Source organism: Hydrogenophaga taeniospiralis CCUG 15921, from assembly GCF_001592305.1.
GTDB lineage: Bacteria > Pseudomonadota > Gammaproteobacteria > Burkholderiales > Burkholderiaceae_C > Hydrogenophaga > Hydrogenophaga taeniospiralis.
The window spans coordinates 69,303-94,315 of sequence record NZ_BCWR01000004.1; the positions used below are offsets into that span (position 1 = coordinate 69,303).

At 67.3% G+C, this 25,013-nt stretch carries 26 protein-coding genes and 1 pseudogene; 14 read left to right on the top strand and 13 right to left on the bottom strand.

Going from position 1 to position 25,013, the window contains the following annotated elements; all coding sequences use genetic code 11:
- Positions 1-66: 66 nt before the first annotated feature.
- The 4 genes from HTA01S_RS04305 to HTA01S_RS04320 are packed head-to-tail and all read right to left on the bottom strand — an operon-like array spanning position 67 to position 3,577.
- The gene (locus tag HTA01S_RS04305) at positions 67-822 is read right to left on the bottom strand and encodes a DUF3025 domain-containing protein (protein WP_068167364.1); all 756 of its coding nucleotides are present in this window, start codon (positions 820-822) and stop codon (positions 67-69) included.
- Positions 819-1,589, bottom strand: a complete 771-nt coding sequence (locus HTA01S_RS04310) for an NYN domain-containing protein (RefSeq protein WP_407656092.1) — start codon at positions 1,587-1,589, stop codon at positions 819-821. Before HTA01S_RS04310 ends, HTA01S_RS04305 begins: the two co-directional genes overlap by 4 nt.
- On the bottom strand, positions 1,586-2,638 hold the full coding sequence (pyrC, locus tag HTA01S_RS04315) for a dihydroorotase (protein ID WP_068167366.1): 1,053 nt from the start codon (positions 2,636-2,638) through the stop codon (positions 1,586-1,588). Before pyrC ends, HTA01S_RS04310 begins: the two co-directional genes overlap by 4 nt.
- 12 nt (positions 2,639-2,650) lie before the next feature.
- Positions 2,651-3,577: a LysR substrate-binding domain-containing protein gene (locus tag HTA01S_RS04320; protein WP_068167367.1), complete on the bottom strand. Its 927-nt coding sequence runs from the start codon at positions 3,575-3,577 to the stop codon at positions 2,651-2,653.
- A gap of 108 nt (positions 3,578-3,685) precedes the next feature.
- Here HTA01S_RS04320 and HTA01S_RS04325 point away from each other — a divergent pair, with 108 nt between their 5' ends.
- Positions 3,686-5,236 (top strand): acetyl-CoA hydrolase/transferase family protein, encoded by a 1,551-nt coding sequence (locus HTA01S_RS04325; RefSeq protein ID WP_068167368.1) that lies wholly within the window; start codon positions 3,686-3,688, stop codon positions 5,234-5,236.
- A gap of 37 nt (positions 5,237-5,273) precedes the next feature.
- Here the strand turns inward: HTA01S_RS04325 and HTA01S_RS04330 are convergent, their stop codons facing one another.
- Complete coding sequence (locus HTA01S_RS04330; protein WP_068167369.1) at positions 5,274-7,169, bottom strand: ABCB family ABC transporter ATP-binding protein/permease; 1,896 nt, start codon at positions 7,167-7,169, stop codon at positions 5,274-5,276.
- A gap of 40 nt (positions 7,170-7,209) precedes the next feature.
- Between HTA01S_RS04330 and HTA01S_RS04335 the strand changes: the two genes are divergently transcribed.
- Positions 7,210-7,650 carry an acyl-CoA thioesterase gene (locus HTA01S_RS04335; protein WP_068167370.1) on the top strand — a complete coding sequence of 147 codons (441 nt, stop codon included), beginning with the start codon at positions 7,210-7,212 and terminating at the stop codon, positions 7,648-7,650.
- A 14-nt stretch (positions 7,651-7,664) separates the two neighbouring features.
- Here HTA01S_RS04335 and HTA01S_RS04340 read toward each other — a convergent pair whose 3' ends face one another.
- From HTA01S_RS04340 to HTA01S_RS04355, 4 genes and pseudogenes are all read right to left on the bottom strand, one after another.
- Positions 7,665-8,402, bottom strand: a complete 738-nt coding sequence (locus tag HTA01S_RS04340; RefSeq protein WP_068167371.1) for a type 1 glutamine amidotransferase — start codon at positions 8,400-8,402, stop codon at positions 7,665-7,667.
- 82 nt (positions 8,403-8,484) lie between these two features.
- Positions 8,485-9,285 (bottom strand): annotated as a pseudogene (locus HTA01S_RS04345) (crotonase/enoyl-CoA hydratase family protein).
- Positions 9,282-9,692 (bottom strand): AtuA-related protein, encoded by a 411-nt coding sequence (locus tag HTA01S_RS04350; RefSeq protein WP_068167372.1) that lies wholly within the window; start codon positions 9,690-9,692, stop codon positions 9,282-9,284. Before HTA01S_RS04350 ends, HTA01S_RS04345 begins: the two are co-directional and overlap by 4 nt.
- Positions 9,689-11,092: an acyclic terpene utilization AtuA family protein gene (locus HTA01S_RS04355; RefSeq protein ID WP_068167373.1), complete on the bottom strand. Its 1,404-nt coding sequence runs from the start codon at positions 11,090-11,092 to the stop codon at positions 9,689-9,691. The genes HTA01S_RS04350 and HTA01S_RS04355 overlap by 4 nt, the downstream gene beginning before the upstream one ends.
- Before the next feature lie 239 nt (positions 11,093-11,331).
- Here HTA01S_RS04355 and HTA01S_RS04360 point away from each other — a divergent pair, with 239 nt between their 5' ends.
- From HTA01S_RS04360 to HTA01S_RS04390, 7 genes are all read left to right on the top strand, one after another.
- Complete coding sequence (locus HTA01S_RS04360) at positions 11,332-12,207, top strand: branched-chain amino acid ABC transporter permease (RefSeq protein WP_068167374.1); 876 nt, start codon at positions 11,332-11,334, stop codon at positions 12,205-12,207.
- A 121-nt stretch (positions 12,208-12,328) separates the two neighbouring features.
- On the top strand, positions 12,329-13,405 hold the full coding sequence (locus tag HTA01S_RS04365) for a branched-chain amino acid ABC transporter permease (RefSeq protein WP_068167375.1): 1,077 nt from the start codon (positions 12,329-12,331) through the stop codon (positions 13,403-13,405).
- Positions 13,402-14,232, top strand: a complete 831-nt coding sequence (locus HTA01S_RS04370) for an ABC transporter ATP-binding protein (RefSeq protein ID WP_068167376.1) — start codon at positions 13,402-13,404, stop codon at positions 14,230-14,232. The genes HTA01S_RS04365 and HTA01S_RS04370 overlap by 4 nt, the downstream gene beginning before the upstream one ends.
- 85 nt (positions 14,233-14,317) lie before the next feature.
- On the top strand, positions 14,318-15,106 hold the full coding sequence (locus tag HTA01S_RS04375; protein ID WP_068167377.1) for an ABC transporter ATP-binding protein: 789 nt from the start codon (positions 14,318-14,320) through the stop codon (positions 15,104-15,106).
- A gap of 120 nt (positions 15,107-15,226) precedes the next feature.
- Positions 15,227-17,083: an AMP-dependent synthetase/ligase gene (locus HTA01S_RS04380; protein WP_068167378.1), complete on the top strand. Its 1,857-nt coding sequence runs from the start codon at positions 15,227-15,229 to the stop codon at positions 17,081-17,083.
- 69 nt (positions 17,084-17,152) lie between these two features.
- On the top strand, positions 17,153-18,328 hold the full coding sequence (locus HTA01S_RS04385) for an ABC transporter substrate-binding protein (protein WP_068167379.1): 1,176 nt from the start codon (positions 17,153-17,155) through the stop codon (positions 18,326-18,328).
- A gap of 103 nt (positions 18,329-18,431) precedes the next feature.
- Entirely contained in the window at positions 18,432-18,842 is a 411-nt protein-coding gene (locus tag HTA01S_RS04390) for a DUF2784 domain-containing protein (RefSeq protein WP_068167380.1), read from the top strand.
- 7 nt (positions 18,843-18,849) lie between these two features.
- Here the strand turns inward: HTA01S_RS04390 and HTA01S_RS04395 are convergent, their stop codons facing one another.
- A complete protein-coding gene (locus HTA01S_RS04395; RefSeq protein ID WP_084235846.1) occupies positions 18,850-19,572 on the bottom strand; it encodes a glutathione S-transferase family protein in 723 nt (240 codons plus the stop codon).
- Between the two features lie 77 nt (positions 19,573-19,649).
- On the opposite strand from HTA01S_RS04395, the gene HTA01S_RS04400 reads away from it, so the two are divergent.
- A complete protein-coding gene (locus HTA01S_RS04400) occupies positions 19,650-20,534 on the top strand; it encodes a LysR family transcriptional regulator (RefSeq protein WP_068167381.1) in 885 nt (294 codons plus the stop codon).
- A 46-nt stretch (positions 20,535-20,580) separates the two neighbouring features.
- Here HTA01S_RS04400 and HTA01S_RS04405 read toward each other — a convergent pair whose 3' ends face one another.
- Complete coding sequence (locus HTA01S_RS04405) at positions 20,581-21,453, bottom strand: LysR family transcriptional regulator (RefSeq protein WP_068167382.1); 873 nt, start codon at positions 21,451-21,453, stop codon at positions 20,581-20,583.
- A 112-nt stretch (positions 21,454-21,565) separates the two neighbouring features.
- Between HTA01S_RS04405 and HTA01S_RS04410 the strand changes: the two genes are divergently transcribed.
- From HTA01S_RS04410 to HTA01S_RS04425, 4 genes are all read left to right on the top strand, one after another.
- Positions 21,566-22,270 carry a class I SAM-dependent methyltransferase gene (locus HTA01S_RS04410; protein ID WP_068168049.1) on the top strand — a complete coding sequence of 235 codons (705 nt, stop codon included), beginning with the start codon at positions 21,566-21,568 and terminating at the stop codon, positions 22,268-22,270.
- Between the two features lie 121 nt (positions 22,271-22,391).
- Positions 22,392-22,943, top strand: coding sequence for a hypothetical protein (locus HTA01S_RS04415; RefSeq protein ID WP_157571971.1), 552 nt, complete (start codon positions 22,392-22,394; stop codon positions 22,941-22,943).
- Between the two features lie 25 nt (positions 22,944-22,968).
- Complete coding sequence (locus tag HTA01S_RS04420; protein ID WP_068168050.1) at positions 22,969-23,367, top strand: hypothetical protein; 399 nt, start codon at positions 22,969-22,971, stop codon at positions 23,365-23,367.
- A gap of 20 nt (positions 23,368-23,387) precedes the next feature.
- Entirely contained in the window at positions 23,388-23,681 is a 294-nt protein-coding gene (locus HTA01S_RS04425; RefSeq protein ID WP_068167384.1) for a hypothetical protein, read from the top strand.
- Between the two features lie 57 nt (positions 23,682-23,738).
- Here the strand turns inward: HTA01S_RS04425 and HTA01S_RS04430 are convergent, their stop codons facing one another.
- Together HTA01S_RS04430 and HTA01S_RS04435 are read right to left on the bottom strand one after the other, a co-directional pair.
- On the bottom strand, positions 23,739-24,356 hold the full coding sequence (locus tag HTA01S_RS04430) for a YdeI/OmpD-associated family protein (protein WP_068168052.1): 618 nt from the start codon (positions 24,354-24,356) through the stop codon (positions 23,739-23,741).
- A gap of 275 nt (positions 24,357-24,631) precedes the next feature.
- On the bottom strand, positions 24,632-24,901 hold the full coding sequence (locus HTA01S_RS04435; protein ID WP_068167385.1) for a hypothetical protein: 270 nt from the start codon (positions 24,899-24,901) through the stop codon (positions 24,632-24,634).
- Between the last annotated feature and the right edge of the window lie 112 nt (positions 24,902-25,013).

Below are 25,013 nucleotides of genomic sequence, written 5' to 3' on the forward strand. Positions count from 1 at the left end.
GGATTCCTGCAAGGAGATGGTGCGGGCGAGGCCGTCGCCGGACGGTGAAGGGAGTCAGGGGAAGGGTCAGGCGCTCACGCGCGCGGGCCGGAACACGCCGGCATCGGCGTAAAACGCAGGGTCCTGGTTGGCCGGCCACCAGCCGGGCACACCCAGCACCGGCAGCGGCGTGAAGGGCTTGGTGCCCAGCTCGGCCGCGCTCAGGCGGCCCGCCAGCCAGGCGTCCCATCCGGCCGGGTCGTCGCCCAGCCCGGTGGGCACGGGTGCGCGGTAGACGTGGGCGGTGATGGACTTGTAGGGCACCACCAGTTTTTCCAGCAGAGCGTGGCCAAACAGGTCCAGCCGCGCCTGCGCCCAGAGCGGCCGCAGGTCGATGAACAGACGCTGCCAGTCGCGCGCCAGCAGCGCGTCCCAGAGCGCATCGGGCGCCTGCAGCAGCGCGGCGTTTTCGTCGAACAGGGTGAGGGCATCCCGTACCGGCCCCCGCACCGGCCCCACGCCAGCGGCCTGGATCTCGGCCGCCTGCAGGCGGTTGAGCAGGCGCTTGGTGCGCGGGAAACGCATCCAGCACAGGCCGTTGAAGAAGTCGTGCAGGCCGTCGCGCGTGGGCACGCAGCCGGTGTCGTGGATGAACTGCTCGTAGGCCATGCCGGGAGGCAGATCGGTCTGGGGCACGAAACGCACGGGGGCGGCGCCGGCCACGTTGAGCGTCTCGTGGCCGCAATGCCCGGTGAGCACCTGCTGTGCCAGGGGTTCGCCCAGCGTCCGGCACGGTGCCAGCCAGGGCGCCCGCCAGTCGATGTGGGCCAACCCGGTGCTCATCCGGCGCGGGCCGCCTTGCCTTGCCGCTTGTCGCGCACCGCGACCTGGGAGGTGCCTTCGTGGGCCAGCTCGAACAGCTGCGAAGCCGCCAGCAGTTTGGTCAGCGTGGAATAGCCGTAGTTGCGCGAGTCGAACGAGGCCTGGTTGCCGATCTGCTGCCCCACCGCGCCGACGCGCGCCCAGCCGGTCTCGTCGGCCGCCGCCTGCACCGCGTTGCGCAGCAGCCCGACCAGTTTGGCGTCCTGCTTGAGCTGGGCCGTGGGCACACGCAGTGGCGCCGCCGGCACGGCCTCGCCCGTCTCCGGGACCACGTCGGCGCCGAGCTTGTCGAGGTATAGAAAACGCGAGCAGGCGTTCACGAAGGGCTCGGGCGTCTTTTGCGCGCCGAATCCGTACACCGCAGCGCCCTTGGCGCGCAGATGCATCACCAGCGGGGTGAAGTCGGCGTCGGAGGACACGATGCCAAAGGCATCGGGGCGGTCGGTGTAGAGCAGCTCCAGCGCATCGATCACCATCGCCATGTCGCTGGCGTTTTTGCCCTTGGAGTAGTCGAACTGCTGCATGGGCCGGATCGCGTGTTCGTGCAGCTTCTCTTCCCAGCCCTTGAGTTCGCTCTTTTTCCAGTTGCCGTAGGCGCGCCGCACGTTGGTCACGCCAAAGGTGGAGAGCTCGGTCAGGATCACGTCGATCTTGGCCGCGGGCGAGTTGTCGGCATCGATCAGCAGGGCGATGTGCGGTTCGGCCCGCAGCGCCTCGCGCGCGCTCACACCAGCCTCCAGGGCAGCGCCTCGCCCGAGCGCAGCGGCTTCAACTCGGCTTCGCCAAAGGCAAAGCTCTCGGGCGGCGTCCAGTTTTCCCGCTTCAGGGTGATGGTGCCGGTGTTGCGCGGCAGGCCGTAGAACGCCGGGCCGTGGAAGCTGGCGAAGGCTTCGAGCTGGTCCAGCGCGCCAGCGTTGTCGAAGGCCTCGGCGTACATCTCGATCGCGGCGTGGGCGGTGTAGCAGCCGGCGCAGCCACTGGCGTGTTCTTTCAGGTGCGCCGGGTGCGGCGCGCTGTCGGTGCCCAGGAAGAAGCGGTCGCTGCCGCTGGTGGCCGCGGCCAGCAGGGCCAGGCGGTGGGTTTCGCGCTTCAGGACCGGCAGGCAGTAGTAGTGCGGGCGGATGCCGCCGGTGAAGATGGCGTTGCGGTTGAACAGCAGGTGGTGCGCGGTGAGCGTGGCGGCGGTGAAGCGGCCGGCCTCGGCCACGTACTGCGCAGCTTCTTGGGTGGTGATGTGTTCCATCACGATCTTGAGTTCGGGGAAGTCGCGGCGCAGCGGGATCAGTTGCTGGTCGATGAACACGGCCTCGCGGTCGAACAGATCGATCTCGGGGCTGGTGACTTCGCCGTGCACCAGCAGCGGCATGCCGGCGCGCTGCATGGCCTCCAGCGTGGGGTAGGTCTTGCGGATGTCGGTCACGCCGGCGTCGCTGTTGGTGGTAGCGCCGGCCGGGTAGAGCTTGACGGCGACCACGCCAGCGTCTTTCGCGCGGGCGATCTCGTCGGGCGGCAGCCGGTCGGTGAGGTAGAGCGTCATCAGCGGCTCGAAGGCCATGCCCTCGGGCACGGCGGCGCGGATGCGCTCGGCATAGGCCAAGGCCTGCGCCGCAGTGGTCACCGGCGGCTTGAGGTTGGGCATGATGATCGCGCGCCCGAACTGGGCGGCGGTGTGCGGCACCACGGTGTGCAGCGCCTCACCGTCGCGCACGTGCAGGTGCCAGTCGTCCGGGCGGGTGAGGGTCAGGGTGTGGAGGGCGGCGGGGGCTGTGGCGTTCATGCCCCGATTGTCTCAAACCGGGCGGCTGGCCAGAGTCTCGCTCAGGCGGTTCCAGAACTGCTGCACCGCCCGTTTGCCTTTCAGAGGGTCCTGCGGGCGGGCGCGGTAGAGGCGGATGTCCAGCTCGGTCTCCAGCCCGCCGCCGGCAGACACCAGCTTTTTCGCCCGCACTTCCTTGCGCACCGCGCTGGAGGGCAGAAAGGCGATGCCGTGGCCTTCCAGCGCCATGGCCTTGAGGCCCTCGGCCATGTCGGTTTCGTAGACCCGGTCCAGGTGCACCGGCGTCTTGCTCTGCTTGAGCATCTGGTCCACCGCCCGGCCGAGGTAGGCGCCCGGCGCATAGGCCAAATAAGGCTGGGGCTGCCCGACCGTGCCCGGCAGGGCGTAGAGCGGCCCGCCCTGTTCGTTGGGCCGCACGTAGGGCGCGAGCAGTTCGCGCCCCAGGGGCAGCATTTCGTAGCGCTCGGCGTCGAGCTGGATCGGCTGCGCCAGGTGGTCGTAGGCGATCAGCAGGTCGCAGCTGCCTTCCACCAGGCGCATCACCGCGTCGTGCACGTTGAGCGCGATCAGGCGGCTCTTGATCGGTCCGCAGGTTTCGCGTAGGCCCGACAGCCAGGAGGGGAAGAAAGTGAAGGCCAGCGTGTGCGGCACGGCGAACTCGATCACGTCCTGCGCAGCCGCGGTGTGGGCGCGCAGCATGGCGCGCGTGCTCTGCAGGGCCTGCAGCATCTCCAGCGACTGCTCGTACAGGGTCTTGCCCGCGGGCGTGAGGCGCGTGGGGTACGAGGAGCGATCCACCAGATCGGTGCCGGCCCAGGCTTCAAGCGACTGGATGCGCCGCGAGAACGCGGGCTGGGTGACATGGCGCAGCTGCGCCGAACGACTGAAGCTGCGGGTTTCAGCCAGGCTCACAAAGTCTTCCAGCCACTTGGTTTCCATGGCGGCGGATTATGCGCGCCCGCCAAAAACGGTGCTTTTTGGCGCTTTGCCGACACGGCCATCCGTTACGATAGCGAAAACCTAGGGTTAACCCTAATCCATCACCCCATGACCCAGAACCCGCCCCCCATCCTCCCCTCCCGCATCGCCCACGCCGGCCTGCGCCAGAAAGTCATGTCGGCCGACGCCGCTGCGGCCCTGATCCAGCACGGCGACCATGTCGGCATGAGCGGCTTCACCGGCGCCGGCTACCCGAAAGCGATTCCGCAAGCGCTGGCCCGGCACATCCAGACGCACCACGACGCCGGCAAAGAGTTCCGCATCGGCGTGTGGACCGGCGCCTCCACCGCGCCCGAGCTCGACGGCGCGCTGGCCAAGGTCGGCGGCATGGACATGCGCCTGCCCTACCAGTCGGACCCGACCTGCCGCGCGCGCATCAACGACGGCGAGATGGCCTACATCGACATCCACCTCTCGCACGTGGCGCAGTACGTGTGGTTCGGTTTCCTCGGCAAGCTCAACGTGGCGGTGATCGAGGTCGCAGGCATCCTGGAAGATGGCCGCCTGATCCCGGCCACCTCGGTGGGCAACAACAAGACCTGGCTGGACCAGGCCGACAAGGTGATCCTGGAAGTCAACCACGGGCACACGCTGGGCCTGGAGGGCATGCACGACATCTATTACGGCACCGAGCGCCCGCCGCATCGCAGGCCGATCCCCATGACCCACGCGGGCGAGCGCATCGGCGAGCCCTACCTGCGCTGCGACCCGGACAAGATCGTCGCCATCGTCGAGACCCACCTGCCCGACCGCGACACGCGCTTTTCGGCGCCCGACGAGGCCTCGCGCCGCATCGCCGGCCACCTCATGGCCTTCATGCAGGAAGAAGTGAAACAGGGGCGCCTGCCGCCCGAGCTGCTGCCGCTGCAGTCGGGCGTGGGCAACATCGCCAATGCCGTGCTGGAGAGCCTGAACGACGGCCCGTTCGAGGATCTGCAGGGCTACACCGAGGTGCTGCAGGACGGCATGCTCGCGCTGCTCAAGTCCGGCAAGATGCGCATGGCCTCGTCCACCGCGATCTCGCTCTCGGCCGAGGTGATGAAGGAGTTCGTGGAGAACCTGGACTTCTACCGCGAGCGCATCGTGCTGCGGCCGCAAGAGATCAGCAACCACCCCGAGGTGATCCGCCGCCTGGGCCTGATCGCCATGAACGGCATGATCGAGGCCGACCTGTACGGCAACGTGAACTCCACCCACGTGATGGGCACACGCATCATGAACGGCATCGGCGGCTCGGGCGACTTCGCGCGCAACGCCTACCTGTCCATCTTCATGACGCCGTCCACCGCCAAGGGCGGCAGCATCAGCTGCATCGTGCCCATGGTCAGCCACGTGGACCACACCGAACACGACGTGCAGATCATCGTGACCGAACAAGGCCTGGCCGACCTGCGCGGCCTGTCACCACGCCAGCGCTCGCGCCTGATCATCGAGCGCTGCGCCCACCCGGACTTCCGGCCCGCCCTGCTGGACTATGTGGAACGCAGCGAGGCCAACGCCCGCGCCGGGCACGGCGGCATGCATACGCCGCACCTGCTGGACGAGGCGCTGTCGTGGCACAGCCGGTATGAGCAGACGGGGAAGATGCTGACGGTTTGAGGATTGGCGGGGTCGTTGGCGCAACGCCAACGAGGGATCAGTCCACGCCGGACTGCTGCAGCGCCCACATGCCGTCGTAGACGCCACCCAGCGCCACCAGCTGGGCGTGCGTGCCCCGCTCGACGATCTCGCCGTTCACCAGCACCAGGATCTCGTGCGCGTCCACCACCGTGGACAGCCGGTGCGCGATCACCAGCGTGGTCTTGTTGCGCGCGGCGCTCCTGAGTTCGGCCTGGATCGCGCGCTCGTTGGCCGAGTCCAGCGCCGAGGTGGCTTCGTCAAAGATCACGATGGGCGGGTTCTTCAGCAGCGTGCGCGCAATCGCCACGCGCTGCTTTTCGCCGCCCGAGAGCTTCAGGCCACGCTCGCCGACCATGGTGGCGTAGCCCAGCGGCAGGCGCTGGATGAAGCTGTGGATGTGCGCGGCCTGGGCGGCCTGCACGGCAGCCTCGTGGCCCGCGTCGGGCCGGCCGTAGAGGATGTTGTATTCGATGGTGTCGTTGAACAGCACCGTGTCCTGCGGCACGATGCCGATGGCCTGGCGCACGCTGGACTGCGTCACCTGCCGGATGTCCTGGCCGTCGATCGTGATGCGGCCGAAGTCGGCACCGGGCCGCGCCTGTGTGTTCGAGGTGGCGGGCGAACCTGGGGGCTCATGGTTCGTGACGTCGTAGAAGCGGTAGAGCAGCCGCGCCAGCGTGCTCTTGCCCGAACCCGACGGCCCGACCACCGCCACCGTCTTGCCGGCCGGGATCTCGAAGCTGATGCCGTGCAGGATCTCGCGCGCCGGCTCGTAGGAAAAGCGCACGTTCTCGAACTTCACCGCCGGTGCGCCATCGAGCACCAGGTCCTGCGCGCCCGGTTCGTCGGCGATCTCGCGCTCTTTCTCCATCAGCACGAACATCTTGTCCAGATCGGTCAGGCTCTGCTTGATCTCGCGGTAGAGCACGCCCAGGAAACCCAGCGGGATGTAGAGCTGGATCATGAAGGCGTTGACCATGACCAGGTCGCCCAGCGTCATGTGACCCTCGGCCACGCCCTGGGTGGCGCGGTAGAGCATGAACACCAGCGCGATCGCGATCACCAGTTGCTGCCCGGCGTTGAGCAGCGAGAGCGTGGTCTGGCTCTTGATACGGGCGCGGCGCAGCTTCTCCAGCGCCTCGTCGTAACGGCTCGCCTCGAAGGCCTCGTTGTTGAAGTACTTGACGGTTTCATAGTTCAGCAGCGAGTCGATGGCGCGCGTCTGGCTCACCGACTCCAGCTCGTTCATCTGGCGGCGGAACTTGGTGCGCCATTCCGTCACCGTCACGGTGAAGCCCACGTACAGCACCAGCGCCACCAGGGTGATCCAGACGTAACCCATGTCGAACTTGGTGCCCAGCAGCGTGAGCACCATGATCACTTCGATCAGCGTGGGAAAGATGCTGTAGAGCGAATACGAAATGAGCGACTGCACGCCGCGCGTGCCGCGCTCGATGTCGCGCGTCATGCCGCCGGTCTGGCGCTCCAGGTGAAAGCGCAGGGAAAGCGCGTGCAGGTGGCCGAACACCTGCAGCGCGATGCTGCGCGTGGCGCCCTCGGTGGCCTTGGCGAACACCAGTTCGCGCAGCTCGGTGAACACCGTGGTGGACAGGCGCAGTCCGCCATAGGCCAGCAGCAGGCCCAGCGGCACCACCAGCATCGCCTCCACGCTGCCGGGCTGGATGGTCATCGCGTCCACCAGCTCTTTCAGCAGCAGCGGCACGCCCACGTTGGCCATCTTGGCGCCCACCATGAAACCCAGCGCCAGCACGACGCGCCATTTGTACTGCCACAGATAGGGCAGCAGGCGGGCCAGCGTGGCCCAGTCGGAACGGCGCGCCACGGGGGCGCCCGCGGCGGGCCCGCTGGCCGGCAGGGGAATGGTGGCTTGGGAGGAATGGGCGTGGCGCATGCGGGACAATCGGACGACAGTGACTTCAGAGATTGTGCCCATGTCCGACGAAACAAGCCCCCGCCCGCAAAGCGCCCTGCCGCAAGACCGTGAACTGGTGCTCAAGGTGATTCCCATGCCGGCCGACACCAACGGCAACGGCGACATTTTTGGCGGCTGGGTCATGGCCCAGGTCGACCTGGCCGGTGCCGTGCTGCCGGCGCGCTACGTGCGCGGGCGCATGGCGACCGTCGCGGTGAACCAGTTCATCTTCAAGCAGCCGGTGCGCGTGGGCGACATCCTGAGCTTCTTTTCGCACGTCACGCGCGTGGGCAACACGTCGATCACGGTACAGGTGGAAGTGTTCGCCGAACGCTTCTCGGCCCAGGGCCAGTACGTGAAAGTGACCGAGGCCAGCCTGACCTACGTGGCGATCGACAAGGAAGGCAAACCCCGGCCGATTCCCCGGGACGGGTTGAACATTCCGGGTCTGGTGGTCTGAGGGGCTGAGCCGGATCAGCCCCGCCAGCGGGCGCGCCAGGTCTCGTAGATGCGCCGGGCCAGCGCTTCGCTTGTCGCCTGGTGCCGGGCCGTGGCGGCGTGCATGCCGGCCGGGTCCTGCACGCTGTCGCGGTGCAGCAGCACCTGCACCGGATAGGCCTGGCCCGGGTGTTCCAGCCAGTCGGCGATCTTGGCCGGCGTGATCTCGATGTGGAACTGCATGGCCAGGTGCTGCCGCAGGGCAAAGGCCTGGTGGGCACAGGCCGGTGAGCCGGCGAGCAGCTCGGCGCCGGGTGGCAGCTCGACGAAGCTGTCGTGGTGCCACTGGTAGACCGTGGCCTCGGGGGTTTCGCCCAGCCAGGCGCGGGCGGTGGCGCTGCTGTTGTGGCGGATCGGCAGCCAGCCGATCTCGGGCTGTGTTTGGCGCTCCACCCGTCCACCGAAAGCGCGCGCCATGAGCTGGCCGCCCAGGCAATGGCCGATCACCGGGATGCCCAGCGCGTCGGCCTCGCGGATCAACGCTTCGGCCTGCCGCAGCGAGGGGCGATCGTCGTTGGCGCTCCAGGCGCCGCCCAGCACCGCCAGGCCTTGGAAGCCCTGCACCGACGCGGGGTAGGCGTCGCCGGCTTCGGTGCACCGCAGCTGCCAGCGCACACCTTGCTCGTCGAGCCACTGGCCCAGGTAGCCCGGGCCGTCCTCGTTCAGGTGCTGCAGCACCAGCACCTCGGTGCCGTCATTCGGGGAAGCGTTCATGGGCTTGATGATGGGCTGGCGAGGGAGCGTGTGGGGGACCAATCGGGTGGGGTTGGCGGGAGCCGCCGAAGCGCCGGGGCCGTCAGAACCTGCCGTAGCGGCCCTGCCCTTGCGCGAAGCGCGTGGCGCCCTCCAGCGCGTCGGGGATGCGGGCCTTGCCGCGTTGCCATTCCTACTGCAGGGCCTCGCCCAGCGGCAGATCCCACTGGGCGTAGGCGCTCTCGCGGTCGGCGCGCATCGTGGCCTGCGGGAAGGCGGCGAGCTGCTGGGCGAGGGCGATGGCCGCTTCGCGCGCTTGGCCGGTGGGCACCACGCGGTTGGCCAGGCCCATCTGCAGCGCTTCGGCGGCGTCCACCTGGCGGCCGGTGAGGATCAGGTCCATGGCGTGGCCCATGCCGATCAGGCGCGGCAGGCGCACGGTGCCGCCGTCGATCAGCGGCACGCCGAAGCGCCGGCAATAAACACCGAAGTAGGCGTCGGCTTCCATCACGCGCAGGTCGCACCAGAGCGCGAGTTCCATGCCACCGGCCACGGCCGCGCCACTCACCGCGGCGATCACCGGTTTGGACAGGCGCAGGCGCGACGGCCCCATGGGGCCGAGGGCGCGCGGGTCTTGCGCATCGAAGTCCAACTGGCCCAGCCCGCCGGACTCGCCCGACGCGGCCAGGCGCGCGCCGTATTGCAAGTCCCAGCCGGCACAGAAGTGGCCGCTGGCACCATGGAACACCGCGACCTTTGCGACCGGGTCGTCTTCGAAAGCCAGGAAGGCGGCGTGCAGGGCCTGCGCGGTCGGACTGTCCACGGCGTTGCGCACGTCGGGGCGGTCCAGGGTGACGATCCAGATGTCGGCCTGTTGTTCGGTGGTGACGGGGGATGGATTCACTTCATTCCTTCCAACGGGTTGGCGAGAGGAACATCGCCCCACCAGCCCACGCGCGGCGCCTCCAATGCCTCGGCCAACTCGGCCTCCGTCACCGCGATCTCCAGCCGCAGCAGCGCGCCCGCCATGGCCTTGCCGAGGTTGTCCAGCCGCAGGTTGCGCGCGCCGCCGCCCTGCAGCGCGCCCTTGAGCACGAACTTCAGCGCGAGGATGTTGGGCAGCGCCCAGGCGTCCACCTCGCCCGGCAGCCAGGGTGCGAAGTGCGCGCGCACGCGCTCGGCCGTGACTTCGCGCTCGATCAGGCGGTAGCCCGCCAGGTTCCAGGCGAAGAGACCGAAATCCACCCAGTCGGCCTTGTCGCCGCTGCGGGCGTGGGCGATACGGGCCAGGGGGATGCGGACAGAGTTCATGCCTGTTCTCCCAACAGTTCGACGCGCACCTGCGGCTCCACCAGCGCCCGCGGAATCAGCGTGGGCCAGATACCCAGCAGTTCGCTGGTGTTGTGCAGGCCGTTGAAGCCGCAGGTGTAGGCCGGGCCGCTCAGGGCCAGCCAGGGGAACAGGCGGCCGAAACCGTCGGCGGCGGCTTTCGACGGCGTGCGCAGCACCAGCCGCGTCCAGATCTCGTTCATGGCGTTGAGCGCCGCCACATCGGGCAGCGGCGCCAGCTCGCCGTGGGCCGAGTTCAGGCCCGGGTACTCCACGAACAGCTCGTCGTGCGGGATGCGTTTGTCCTGCAGCAACTGGCGAATGGTGGCGGTGGCGGCCTGCGACTTGTCCCAGGCGTCGGGCCACGAGAAGCCCCAGGTCACTTCGGCCTTGAAGCCATCGCGGTAGCCGGCCACCACCTTGAGCATCGGCCCCGGCGCCTGGCCGCGCACGCCGGTCAGGCGCACGCGGTCGTGGCCCTCGTCGTGCAGCACGATGCCGCCCATGTCCAGCACCACGTCGGGCGAGTGGTAGGCGTGCGGGTTGTGCACTTCGTAAAGCAGTTGCTGGCGCACGGTGTCGAAGTTGATGCGCCCGCCCGTGCCCGGCGCCTTGGTGATCAGGGCCGTGCCGTCTTCCCAGACCTCGGCGATCGGGTAGCCGATGTGCGCCAGGTCGGGAATGTCTTTCCAGGCGCCCTGGCTGCCGAAGTTGCCGCCGCTGCCCTGGCCCGAACACTCCAGCAGATGCCCCACGGTGAGGCCCTGCGCGAGGCGGTTCAGGTCTTGCGGCTCGGTGGCGCCGCCGAGCTTCCAGCCCAGGCCGTGCACCAGCGGCCCGAGGAAGAGCGCGGCGTCGGCCACGCGGCCGGTGATCACGATGTCGGCCCCGGCGTCCAGCGCCTGCACGATGGGCGCCGCGCCCAGGTAGGCGTTGCCGAACACCAGCCGTTCGCGCACCTGTGAAACCGGTTGGCCCGTGAACAGGTGGGCCAGTTCATCGGCAGGCGTCGAAGCGTCCTGCAGGCGCGGCAACACGTCGTCCCCCGTCACCACCGCGATGCGCGCGGGCCAGCCCTTGGCCTCGAACGCGGCCAGCACCGCCTGCGCCGCACCCATCGGGTTCAGGCCGCCCGCGTTGCAGACGAAGCGCACGCCGCGCTCGCGCATCAGTGGCCACAGCCGCAGCAGCATGGGCACCACGTCGCGCGCGTAACCCAGCGCCGGGTCGCGCTGGCGGTCTTTCTGCAGGATGGCCAGCGTGAGTTCGGCCAGGTGGTCGCTGGCGATGAACTGCACGCCGCCGCGCTCCATGCTCGCGGCCACGGGCTCCCAGTTGTCGCCGTAAAAACCGAGGCCGGCGCCGATGCGGATGGACTTCATGACATGCCCAACAAAGTGGAAGCGACAGGATACGGCCCTGGTCTATTTTTGCCAAGCGTTTGCTTTTTATAAATACAAGCCGACACACCCGGCGCTGGAACCTGGGCGACTGCGGATGGGGGTCAACCCCTAGCGCCAGTGCGGGGTGGGCCGGCTATAAACGGCCCACAACAACAGGACATCCCGCCACACAGCCAGCAGCAGCGGCCAGCGTGTCCGGGGCTCCACAGGAGACAAGCGTGCAACTGCTGCAACTGCTCATCAGCGGTGTGGCCCAGGGCTGCATCTATGGTCTGATCGCCCTGGGTTTCGTGCTGATCTACAAGGCCACGGAAACGGTCAGTTTCGCCCAGGGTGACCTGATGATGGTGGGCGCGTTCGGCGGCCTGGCGGCCATGACGGTGCTGGGCTTTCCCTTCTGGCTGTCGGTGCCCACGGCGATCGTGGTCATGGGCGGGTTCGGTGTGCTGCTGGAGCGCGTGGTCATCCGCCCCATCCTGGGCCAGCCCGCGTTTTCCATCGTCATGCTCACCATCGGTGTGGGCTACGTGCTGCGCGGCGCCATCACCATGATCCCCAACATCGGCACCGACACGCACACCCTGGCCGTGCCCTACGCGGGCGAGGTGCTGCGCCTGGGCGCGCTGGTGGTGTCGGCCGAGCAGATCGTGGTGATCGGGGTCACCGGGGTGTTGTGCGCCGGGCTGTTCGCCATGTTCCGCTACTCCCGGCTCGGTCTGGCCATGCAGGCCTCGTCGCAAAACCAGCTCGCGGCCTACTACATGGGCATTCCGGTCAAGCGGCTCAACGGCCTGGTGTGGGGCCTGGCCGCTGGTGTGGCGGCCATCGCCGGCCTGCTGCTCGCGCCCATCACCTTCGTGCACGCCAACATGGGCTTCATCGGCTTGAAGGCTTTCCCCGCCGCCGTGGTGGGCGGCTTCGGCAGCCTACCCGGCGCCATCGTCGGCGGGCTGGTGATCGGCATCGTGGAAGCGCTGTCGGGTTTCTATCTGCCCGAAGGTTTCAAGGACATCGCGCCCTACATCGTGGTGCTGGTCATGCTGGTGCTGAAACCGAACGGCCTCTTTGGCGAGAAGTTAAGAAAAAAAGTATGACAAAGCCAAAGAGCAACGCGCGCCCACACCCAAGCCGAGGCCACCGCGGAACCGGCTTTGCCGGGCCGCTGGTGGCGCCCCCCTGGGGGGGAGGCGCCGCAGGCGCTTCGGGGGGGATTCGATGAGATTCATTTTCAAGACCGACTACAACCAGGACATCCAGCTCGCCAAACACGGCGGGCATGTGTTCTGGTACAGCCTGCTGGGCCTGTTCCTGCTGGCGGCGCCCTGGGTGATCGAGGAATACTGGCTGGCCCAGCTCACCTTTGTGCTGATCTACGCGGTGGTCGGCCTGGGGCTGATGCTGTTGGCGGGCTTCACCGGCCTGTTTTCGCTGGGCCATGCGGCGTTCCTGGGCGTGGGCGCATACACCCAGGCCGTGATGGTCAACGCCGGGCTGCCGTTTCCGCTGGCGCTGGCCTGCGCCGGCCTGTTGTCCGCGGCCGTGGGCATGGTGGTGGGGCTGCCGGCGTTGCGCGTCAAGGGCATCTACCTGGGCATGGCCACGCTGGCCTTCGGATTCATCGTGGAAGAAGCGCTCGCGCGCTGGGAAAGCGTGACCGGTGGCAACTCGGGCCTGTCGGTGAACCCGCCCGCCCTGTTCGGCTGGGAGCTGGAGTCCACCAACGAGTTCTATTTCCTCTGCCTCGTGGTCACGGTGGGCGCCACGCTGGCCATCGTCAACCTCATGCGCTCCAGCACCGGGCGCGCTTTCGTGGCGATCCGCGACTCGGAGATCTCGGCCCAGAGCATGGGCATCCACCTTGCGCGCTACAAGACGCTGTCGTTCGCGCTGTCGGCCGCGCTCGCGGGCATCGGCGGCGCGCTGTACGCGCACAAGATCCAGTTCCTCTCGCCCGAGCAGTTCAGCATCATCCAGTCGATCGACCTGCTGCTCATGGTGGTGATCGGCGGGCTGGGCTCGATCCACGGCGCCTTCCTCGGCGCGATTTTCCTCATCGTGATGCCGCAGCTGATCGCCCTCGGCAAGGACTACCTGCCCGACGCCATCGGCCAAGCCGCCGGCCTGCAGGGCACCGTGTATGGCCTGGTGCTGATCGGTTTCGTGCTGTTCGAGCCCATGGGCCTGTACGGCCGCTGGCTCAAGGTGCGCACCTTGAGCCAGCTGTTCCCGTTCTACCGGCGCGGCCTGTTCAAGCGCCAGAAGACCTTCCAGAAATCGGACAGACTGAAATGACCGACGACATCCTCCTGTCTGCCCAAAATCTGAGCGTGCGCTTCGGTGGCGTGCTGGCGGTGAACAACGTGAGCTTCGACGTGAAGCGCGGCGAGGTGTTCACGCTGATCGGGCCCAATGGCGCGGGCAAGACGACGGTGTTCAACCTGATCAGCCGCATCTACACGCCCACCACCGGCAGCATCGACTACGCCGGCCCACACGGCACGCTGCGCCTGACCGAACAGCCGCCGCACCGCATCGCCGGCCTGGGCATCGCGCGCACCTTCCAGAACATCGAACTGTTCGAACACGCCACCGTGCTGCAGAACCTTCTGATCGGGCGCCACACGCACCGCCGCACCGGCCTGTGGAGCGAGATCTTCTTCACCGGCAGGACACGCGCGGCCGAGATCGAGGCGCGTGCCAAGGTCGAGCAGGTGATCGACTTCCTGAACCTGCAGCACCACCGCGAATCCATGATCGCCGGCCTGCCCTATGGCGTGCGCAAGGTGGTGGAACTGGCACGCGCGCTGTGCACCGAGCCCCGGCTGCTGCTGCTCGACGAACCCTCTTCCGGCCTGAACGTGGAGGAGACCGAAGACATGGCGTTCTGGATCGCCGACATCAAGAACGAGCTCGGCATCACGGTGCTGATGGTCGAACACGACATGACGCTGGTGTCCAAGGTGTCCGACCGCGTGCTGGCCATGAGCATGGGCGAAGAGCTGGCCACCGGCACACCGGCCGAGGTGCAGAACCACCCCGGCGTGATCGAGGCCTACCTGGGCACGGTGGACGACGTGTCCAGCCTGCGCCGCGAAAACCATGCGAAGGAGCTGACATGAGAACCGCCGGGCCGCCCCAAGGTTCGAAAGCCCCTACGGGGGGCAGCGCAGTACGCGCAGCGACAAGCGTGGGGGTCACATCACCATGACCGCCCCGGTCACCGACAACGCCGTGTTGAAGCTGCTCAACGTCGAGAGCGCCTACGGCCCCATCAAGGCGATCCGGGGCGTGAGCCTGCAGGTGCGCCGCGGCGAGATCGCGACCGTGCTGGGCAGCAACGGCGCGGGCAAGACGACGATTCTCAAGACCATCAGCGGCATCATCGACCCGCGCAAGGGCAGCATCGAGTTCAAGGGCGAGAACATCACCGCGCAGGACCCGGCCGCCATCGTGCAGCAGGGCCTCTCCCACGTGCCCGAGGGGCGAGAGGTGTTCCCGCTGCTCTCGGTGCGCGACAACCTGCTCATGGGCGCCTACACCCGCAAGGACCGCGACGGCGTGGCGCGCGACATGGAGGCGGTGTTCAACTACTTCCCCATCCTGCGCGAGCGCGCCACGCAGGACGCCGGCCTGCTCTCCGGCGGGCAGCAGCAGATGCTCGCCATCAGCCGCGCCCTCATGGCCAACCCCGACCTGATCCTGCTCGACGAACCCAGCCTGGGGCTTTCGCCGAAGCTGACCAAGGAGATCTTCGAGATCGTCGTGCGCATCAACCGCGAGCGCGGCACCACCATCCTGCTGGTGGAGCAGAACGCCAACATGGCGCTCAACGCGTCCGACTACGGCTACGTGCTGGAGAACGGCCGTATCGTGATGGAAGACACCTGCGCGCGGTTGCGCGAGAAGGACGACATCAAGGAGTTCTACCTGGGGATGAAGGAAGCGGGCGTGCGCGCGGACCGGCGCTGGAAAAAGAAGAAGAATTGGAGATGACTTTGGAACACCCCCGCAGCGCTTCGCGCTACCCCCTCAAGGGGGCAACGCGGTGCGGCCCGGCAAAGCCGGTTCCGCCGCGTTCTGATTTCGTGCACTTCGCGCCGGAGAAAAGTTGACATGAGCTACCTCTGGGATTTGTCTCACATCCAGCCGCAGCCCGAGATTGTGCTGCCCGGTGACACCATTCCCGCGATGTTCTGGAACGCGGTGCAGAAGCGCGGCCCCAATGTGTGGATGCGGCAGAAGGAGTTCGGTATCTGGCGCAGCTGGACCTGGGACCAGACCGCCGAAGCGGTGCGCGAGATCGCCCACGGGCTGATGGCGTTGGGCTTTGCGCCGCACGAGACGGCGTCCGTGCTCTCCAACACCACCGTGGAATGGGTGCTGGCCGATCTGGCCGTGCTGAGCGCGGGCGGTGTGTCCAACGGCATCTACCCCACCGACGCGGCCGAGCAAGTGCAGTTCCTCTGCGAAGACTCGGGCACCACCGTGCTGTTCGTGGAAGACGACGAACAACTCGACAAGGCCCTGGAGGTGCGCGAGCGGCTGCCCCGGCTGAAGATGATCGTGGTGTTCGACATGGAGGGCCTGCGCGAGCTGAACGACCCGCAGGTGATCAGCCTCGATGCCCTGCGCGCCCTGGGCCGCGAGCACGCCAGCACCCACGCCGGCCTGCTGGAAGAGCGCGTGGCCGGCTGCCACCCCGCCGACCTCGCGATCCTGGTCTACACCTCGGGCACCACCGGTAAACCGAAGGGCGCGATGCACAGCCACCAGGGGCTGGTCTACACCGTGCGTGGCTACAACACGCTGATCGCGCGCGACGAGCGCGACGAGTGCATGTGCTTCCTGCCGCTGTGCCACATCGCCGAGCGCCTGGGCGGTGAGTATTTTTCGCTCTACACCGGCGCCAAGCTCAACTTCGTGGAGAACCCCGAGACCGTGCCCGAGAACGTGCGCGAGATCGCGCCCACGGTGTTCACCGCCGTGCCCCGCGTGTGGGAGAAGTTCTATTCGGGCGTAATGATCGCACTCAAGGAAGCCAGCGCGCTGCAGCAGGCGGCCTACGCCTGGGCCATTGGCGTGGGCCAGCGCGTGGCCGAGCACGTGATGGCGGGGCAGGAGGTACCCGGCGGCCTGCGTCTGCAGTTCCGGCTGGCGCGCCTGCTGGTGCTGGACAACGTGCGCAAGATCATCGGCATCCACCGCGCGCGCTTTCTCGTCACGGGCGCCGCGCCCATCTCGCCCGATCTGGTGCGCTGGTACCTGGCGCTGGGCGTGCCCATGCTGGAGGTGTGGGGCATGACCGAGACCTGCGGCGCTGCCACCGGCATCCCGGCCAGCCACATCAAACCTGGCTCCATTGGGCCGGCCGCGTCGTACAACGAGGTGCGGCTGGACGCGCTCACCAGCGAGATCCTGGTGCGCGGCCCCAACGTGTTCATGGGCTACCTGAACCAGCCGGAGAAGACCGCCGAGACCATCGACAAGAACGGCTGGTTGCACACCGGTGACGTGGGCACGGTCGATGAGGAAGGGTTTTTCCGCATCACCGACCGCATGAAAGACATCATCATCACCGCAGGCGGCAAGAACATCACCCCGAGCGAACTCGAAAACGAGCTGAAGTTCTCGCCCTACGTGACCGACGCGGTGGTGATCGGCGACCAGCGGGCCTACCTCACCGTGATCATCATGATCGACCAGGAGAACGTGGAAAAGTATGCGCAGGACCACGACGTGCCGTTCTCGAACTACGCCAGCCTCACCCGCGCGCCCGAGGTGCAGGCCCTGATCCAGGCCGAGATCGACCGCGTGAACAAAAAATTTGCCCGCGTGGAACAGATCAAGAAGTTCTTCCTGCTCGACACCCAGCTCAGCGCCGAAGACGAAGAACTCACCCCCACCATGAAGCTCAAGCGCAAGCTGGTGCAACAGAAATACGCCGAGCAGATCGACGCCATGTACCGCTAACGCGCCCCGCAGACCGACTCAGCCTGTCACCACAACAACCACCCGAAACAACCCCAGGAGACCTCCCCCATGAAAGCCAGACTCTCATTGATCGGCGCCGCGCTGGCGCTGGCCGGCGGCACCGCGTTTGCCCAGTCGCAGGGCGTGAGCAAAGACGAAATCGTGCTGGGCTCCATACAGGACTTGTCCGGCCCCATCGCCGGCTTTGGCAAGCAGGTGCGCCTGGGCATGATGCTGCGCGTGGACGAAGCCAACGAGCAGGGCGGCATCAACGGGCGCAAGATCAAGCTGCTGGTGGAAGACTCTGCCTACGACCCGCGCCGCGCCGTGCTGGCCGCGCAGAAGCTGGTGAACCAGGACAAGATCTTCGCCATGGTGGGCCACATCGGCACCGCGCAGAACATGGCCGCCATGCCCGTGCAGTTCCAGAAGAACGTGATCAACTTCTTCCCCGTGACCGCCGCGCGTGAGATGTACGAGCCCTTCCACAAGCTCAAGTACAGCTTCGCCGCCCCCTACTTCGACCAGATGAAGATCGCCGTGCCCAAGCTGGCGAAAGACAAGGGCGCCAAGAAGGTCTGCACCATGTACCAGGACGACGAGTTCGGCCTGGAAGTGAAACGCGGCGCCGAAGAGGGCCTGAAGTCCATCGGCATGACGCTGGCCGAAGAAACCAGCTACAAGCGCGGCGCCACCGACTTTTCCTCGCAGATGCAGAAGCTGCAGGCCAGCCAGTGCGACATGGTGGTGATGGGCACCATCATCCGCGAGACCATTGGCGGCATCGCCACCGCCAAGCGCCTGGGCTTCAACCCCGTCTTCATCGGCTCCAGCGCCGCCTACACCGACTTGATCCACAAGCTCGGCGGACCGGCCATGAATGGCCTGTACGCCACCATGACGGTGCAGAACCCCTACACCGACGAAGCTTCACAGCCGATCCGCTTCTGGGCCAACAAGTACAAGACCAAATTCAACGAAGACCCCACCGTGTTCTCCGTCTACGGCTACAGCCTGGTGGACACCTTCCTGAAAGCCGCCGGCAAGGCCGGCCCCAACCTCAGCACCGAGAGCTTCATCAAGGCCATGGACACCATGAAGATCCCGCCCGACATCTTCGGCAGCGCCGAGATGACCTTCAGCCCCACCAAGCGCCTGGGCAGCAACGCCACGCGCCTGTCGCAACTGCAGGAGAACCGCTGGAAAGTGGTCTCGGACTACATGCAGATCGACGCCGCCAAATAAAGCCAGGGTTTGATGTCGCGCCGCCTGCCTCGGCAGGCCATGCGCAGCAGCCGCCAGTGCCTTGTGTGCTGGCGGTTTTTTTGCGTCCTCGTACCATGGCCGGATGAGCCCCACCAGCGTCTTCAGCCCCACGTCGGCGACCCTGCTCGCCGACGCCCTGCTCGCGCTGCACGTGGGCGTGGTGCTGTTCGTGGTCGGCCTGCTGCCGCTGATCCTGATCGGGGGCGCGCTGGGCTGGCGCTGGGTGCGCCACTTCGGCCTGCGCGCGACCCACCTGGGCCTGATGGGCTTCATCGCCGCGCAGACCTGGCTGGGCCAGCTCTGCCCGCTGACCGTGTGGGAACAGGGCCTGCGGCGCCAGGCCGGGCAAGGCGGCTACCGCGAGGGCTTCATCGAACACTGGCTCTCGCGGCTGCTGTACTGGGACGCGCCCTGGTCGGTGTTCGTGGCGGCGTACACCGGGTTTGCACTGCTGGTGGCGGGGGCCTGGTGGTGGGTGCGACCCCGGCGCTGATCCCGCGTCAGAGGGGATGGGCCGGCACCCGCGCGGCCAGCACCGATGGGCGCCGCCGCAGGAAGGCCATCAGCCGCTCGGGGTAGTCCGGCCACACCGCATCGCGGACCGAAGCCCGGCCCGCCAGCGCGCCACGCCAACGCAGCACGCGCGGGAGCCCGTCCATGAAACCGAAATCGGCGATGGCGTCGAAGGTGTCGAAATAACGAAACACCGGGCCGAAAACGGCGTCCACCACCGAAAAGCCCTCACCCCGGAAAAACGGCCCGGCCCCCAGCGCCTGCTCCAGCTGCTCGAACCGCCCACGGATCTCGCGGGCCTTGGCCTGCAGCGCGGCCTCGTCCGCGGCGTTGTAGAAGCCCGCAATCGCGTTCAACACGGCCGAGCCGAACTCCATCCAGGCCCGCTCGCGCGCCCGCTGCAACGGGTCTTCGGGGTGCAGCCGGGGCAAGAGCGTGTCGTCGAGGTACTCGCAGATCACCGCCGACTCGAACACCGGCTCGCCATCCACCAGCAGCACCGGCGTCTTGCCCAGCGGGGAGACTTCGAGAAACCAGGCCGGCTTGTTGGCGAGATCGATGTCGCGGCGCTCGAAGGGAACCCCCTTTTCCGCCAGGACGATGGCGACGCGCTGCACATACGGGCAAAGCGCGTGGGACACCAGGACGAGGCCGGTGCGCTGGGGAGTGACGCGGTGGGCGCCGGAAACCGGGAGCGTGGTGGTGTGCATGCGATGAACGAAGTGAAGCCAGGAAGGCTGCACTGTAGGATTGCAATGACGCATCAACAATGGCTAACGGACAAACCATGCATGCACCCACGCAATACAGCCTGAGCGCCGCCGACCTGCAGACCGTGCTCGCGCTGGCCCGTGCCGGCACGCTGGCCGACGCCGGCGAGCGGCTCGGGGTGGACGCGTCCACGGTCTTCCGCTCGCTGCAGCGGCTGGAACGCGGCCTGGCCCAACGCGTCTTCGAGCGCACACGCGCCGGCTACCTGCCCACGGAACTCGCCCAGACGCTGGTCGAACACGCCGAGCAGATGGAAGCCTCGATCGAAGCGGCCCGCACGGCGGCCCAGCTGCGGCCCGAGCTGGTGTCGGGCCGGGTGCGCATCACCACGACCGACACGGTGCTGCACGCCCTGGTCGCCCCGGCGCTCAAGGCCCTGAAAACCGCGCACCCGCAGCTGCACTACGAGCTGCAGACCGGCAACGAACTGGCCAGCCTGACCCGGCGCGACGCCGACATCGCGGTGCGGGCGACGAAGCGGCCACCACAGCACCTGGTGGGCAAGTGCGTGGGCCCCATCCGGGTCGCGCTGTACACGGCCAAAAAGGGCGGCACCCAGCGGCTCGCCGACGTGGAGGCCGGCCACACGGCATGGATCGCACCGGACGACGCCCTGCCCGACCACCCCTCGGTGGTCTGGCGCAAGCGCCATTACCCCAAGGCCGTGCCGGCCTACCGCGTCAACAGCATCCTGACCGTGGCAGAGCTGGTGGCGCTCGGGCTGGGCGTGGGCATCCTGCCCCTGTTTCTGGCCCGGACGAGAACGGACCTGGTGCGACTCACCGAACCGCTCGACGACGCCCAGACCGAGCTCTGGCTGCTGACGCACCCGGAGTCACGGCACCTGCGGCGCGTGGCGGCGGTGTATGGGCATCTGGCGGCGAGCTTGAAGCTGGATTGAGACCGGGACCGTGGGCCAAGCCTGAACCAGACCGAGTTCAAGCGCCTCAAGCCAGCCCCTGCGCCAGCGCCTCGAACACCACCCGCATCGGTCGCGAGGTGCGCAGTTCGCGGTGGGTGACCAACCAGATCGGGAAGCGAACCGCCGGTACCTCGTCGAGCACCCGCACGATGCCCGGCGTGTCGCGGGCGATCTCTTCCATCATGGCTCCAATGCCCATGCCCTGGCGCACCAGCGCCCAGTGCGCCACGGTGTGGTCGCAATAGCAACTGAAGTTCGCTTCGCTCACGGGCAGGCCGTGCGCCCGCAGGTAGCCCAGGTACTGGCCGGTGCGGTCGGAGCCGACAAAGGGAACATGTGCGGCGTCTTCGCTACTGCGCGGGTGGCCATGGGTCTTCACCCAGTCCTCTGACGCGTAGAAATAGGCCGTGGCCTCGCGGATGAACCGGGCGATCAGGTCCGGCTGTTCGGGCTTGACATGGCGGATCGCGATGTCGGCCTCGCGCCGCAGCAGGTCGCTCAGCGCGTTGGACGGGATCACCTCGATGGTGATGCCCGGCTCCTGCTCGCGCAGCCGCTGCACCAGCGGGGGCAGCAGGTGGGCAGCGACCGCATCGGTGGCCGAGACCGAGACCACGCCGCCCACGGCCGTCGAGCGGCCGGTGGCGGCCAGCCCAAGGGCCTCGGCGGCCGTGCCCATCGCGCGCGCGTGTTCCAGCAGGTCCAGCCCGGTGGGGGTGAGCGCCATCGCCTTGCCCACGCGCTCGAACAGGGTCACGCCCATCTGCCGCTCGATGGCGGCCACCTGGCGGCTCAGGGTGGGCTGGGTCAGGCCCAGCTTGCGCGCGGCCGCCGACAGTGAGCCGGTTTCAGCGGTCTCCAGAAACGCCTTGAGTTGGTTCCAGTCGAGTTGATTCATGCGTTTATGTATATGTTCACTGCAATTTAGCGCAGTTCCCTGCGGCAATGTGCATGGATAGCATCCACCTGTCGCCCAACGCATGGGCCTCAATCCACCTTCCACCCACCCCATGCCGCTCTCCACCGTCCAACAGCGCACCGACGCATCGCCTCTGACCAAAGCGAGTGCCTCGGCCGCCCGCAAGGCCCGCTTCTGGGACCGCATCGCCCGCCAATACGCCGCCGACCCGATCGCCGACATGGCGGGCTACGAAGCCACGCTGCGGCGCGTGCAGAGCCTGCTGTCGACCGATCAGGACGTGCTGGAGATCGGCTGCGGCACCGGCAGCACCGCGCTGCGGCTGGCGCCGCACACCCGGCGCCTGCTGGCGACCGATGTCTCGGCTCGCATGATCGACATCGCCCGCGAGAAGCTGGCGGCCCAGCCGGTGCCGCACCTGAGCTTCACGATGGCCGACGCCGACGCCGACGCCCCTGTGTTCGGCCAGGAAAAGTTTCACCGGGTGCTGGCCTTCAACCTGCTGCACCTCGTGAGCGATCTCGATCAGGCCCTGTCGCTCGCGGTGCAGGCCCTGCGCCCGGGCGGCCTGCTGATTTCAAAGACGGCGTGCATCAGCGAGATGAACCCGCTGATTCCCTGGCTGGCCATTCCCCTGATGCGCGCCATCGGCAAGGCGCCCCACGTGCTGTGCTTCAACGGGGAAACGCTGGCCTCGGCCATGGAGCGGCAGGGTCTGGAGATCGTCTCGGTCGAGCGGCACGGCACCCGGGGCAAAGACATCCGCGTCTTCATCGTGGCCCGCAAGCCAGCCTGAGTTTCCCCGCCGCGACCTCCGCATGTGCACAAGGCCCGGGTCGGCGCCCGTCGGCCGGCTGTCGTCCGTTTGTGCCCCTTGGTTCCATCCCTTTTTTTCCACATTGACACAGGAGTTTTCCATGCCGGTTTTCTCAAGGTTGCAAGGCCCCGTGCGCCGCTCTACCCTGGCCCTGATCACCGCGACCGCTCTGGGCCTGAGCGCCTGCGGTGGCGGCAGCGATGCGCCCCCGGACGACGGTTCGGGGGGCACCGGCCCTTCGGCGTCCATCGAGGCGCTGAAGGGCGACTGGGTGCAAAAAGGCTGCGTGAAAACCGGAGCGCAATCGTTCAAGAAGTTCCTCCGGGCACGCATCACCGGCCCCAACACGCTGGACTATTTCGAGGGCGTGCTGAGCTTTGGCGGCAACGGGTGCGAAGGTGCATCGGTGCTGGCCGGCCCCTCCAAGCTGGGCACCGTGACCTTCGCGCGATCCGAGGCCCACCAAGGCCTGGCCGCGCACTGGGGCACCTTCCTGACCGTGACCGGCACACGCTTCGGTGCCATCTGGACCCTGCGCACCGGCGACCGCTTGTGCTTGCTGGGCGATGAAATTCCCAGCATCCAGCCCTCGCTGTCAACGGTGTCGGCCAGCCTGGCCACCGTGCCCGCGGACAACTGCTTCGGCCGATGAACCCATGCACACCACGGAGCTTTTCATGCACATTCGTTCCTTCGTCACACGCGTTGCGCCCCTGACCGCGGCCCTGGCCCTTCTGTCCGGATGCGCCGCCACCATCGACCAGGATGGCCTGGAGCAGCGCACCGCTCAGGCCATCGGGCGACCCGCCGGCCAGTTCACCATCACCGACCGCAGCGAGGAAACCGGCGGGCGCATCAACTACACCGCCAACACCCGCGACGGCAAGGCCTACCGCTGCTACCTGTACGGTGCCACCGGTTTCCAGAAGGCCATGAGCTTTGGGCAGACACCGCATTCCGACGCCATCTGCACCGCCATGGCGGGGGGAGCGGGCAAGGGCGGCCAGCCAGCCCCTGCCGCGAAGGACTCTGGCGCAGCGTGCAACGCCTTGCTGCGCGCGGCCGGGCGTTGCTGAAGCTGACGAAGGAGCGACCGATGGATTTCAAAAAATTCACCGCACTGGCCCTGCTCTCGCTGGCCAGCGCATCCGCCCTGTCCACAAAGCCAGACGCCGGGGAGCGCAAGTTCATCCGCAAGGGCATGGGCGAAGGGGAGGTGGTGCTGAAGATCGGCAAGCCCGACCACGAAGCCTTCCACCGTGCGGTCAGGGGCCAACCCGAAGAGAAGAGCTGGACCTACTTCCCCCACGCCCGGGACCCTCAGACGCTTACGATCATCCGGTTCCACGCAGGCCGGGTCGCTGAGATCGAACGCAAGATCGCCCGGTGATGCAGCGTCTCATGGGATCACCGCGCGCTTACACGGGTGTTCCGGCTTTGCGGCTGATCACGCCTTGGTCCTTGGCTTGAAGATGTGGATGGTCTCGCCGCGCGCCAGCATCTCCACCAGTTGGGCAATACGCCTTGCGCGCGTCTCGGCCTTCACGGCCGTCTGTACACGCCACAGTACCGCGTAGCGATTGGCCGCATTGATCGTTGCAAAGAAGGCTTTGGCCTTTGGCTCGGCTTCCAGCGCCGCCAACAAGTCCTCGGGCACCTCGGACGTGCGCGCTCCGTCGTAGGCCCGCGCCCAACGTCCGTCGGCCTTGGCGTCCTCAATCTGCTTATAGCCCGGCGCCTGCATGCGCCCCGCCGCGATGAGCGCCGCGACCTTGTCGACGTTGATCTTCGACCAAATGCTGCGTGTGCGCCGCGGCGTGAAACGCTGAAGAAAGTGCTGGTCGTCGAGGCCCTTCTTCTGGCCATCGATCCAGCCCCAACAGAGCGCGATCTCCACCGCCTCAGGGTAGGTCAGGCTAGGTAGATTGGCGCCCCGCTTGGCGAGCTTGACCCAGAGTCCGTCGGAGGTGGCGTGATTCTTCTTCAACCAAGTCTCGAAAGCCTTGGCGCTCTCGAACAAGGTCGGGGAGGAGTCGGCTTGGATGGCGGATTTGGCGGCGGGCATCGTATGAAGTGTGCCGCATGAGAGCCAGCACGGTTCGCTGAACAGTGGCATATGCATTGGTGCATCGTCACGGCCACCAGCATGGCCAGAGCCCGCGTGGAAATCGCGCAGCTCACACGACGGCGTTCGATCGCGCTACCGTGCGAGCTTGCGCTTTGGCAGCTGGCCAGGGTGGTGGTTCAGGGGCTTGCGATCCTGTGTTTCCTGGCTGGCCGAAAGCCGGCCTGAAGTCGAAACCCCGGCGCCATGCATCGCACCCCAGCGCTCGCTGCCGGCTATGCCCACCGGTAGGTGGACAGCAGCATGAACGCCAACACCGTGGGGATGGCGCTCAAGACGGCCCAAGGCCAAAGACGCCAGCTCAGGACCACGGCGCCCAGGATGAGAAAGCCCGACACAAAGGCCGCACCGAAAGCGGAGAAGCCGAACACATACGGGTCGATGTATCGCGCCACGGTGAGTCCGACGGCCGACACCACAGCCCAAGCCAGGTAGAGCTGGCGATGCGAGAACAGCGCTTTTGCTTTCGCGGGTGCGGCTTTCATGGCTTGGAGTTGGAGTGGACCCACTTCGGTGGACGATTGCCCGTTTGATTGTTAAACCGCTTCGGGCATTCTGTGTCCCTGCATGCGATGGGTGCCGCGGGGTTTGCAGCCG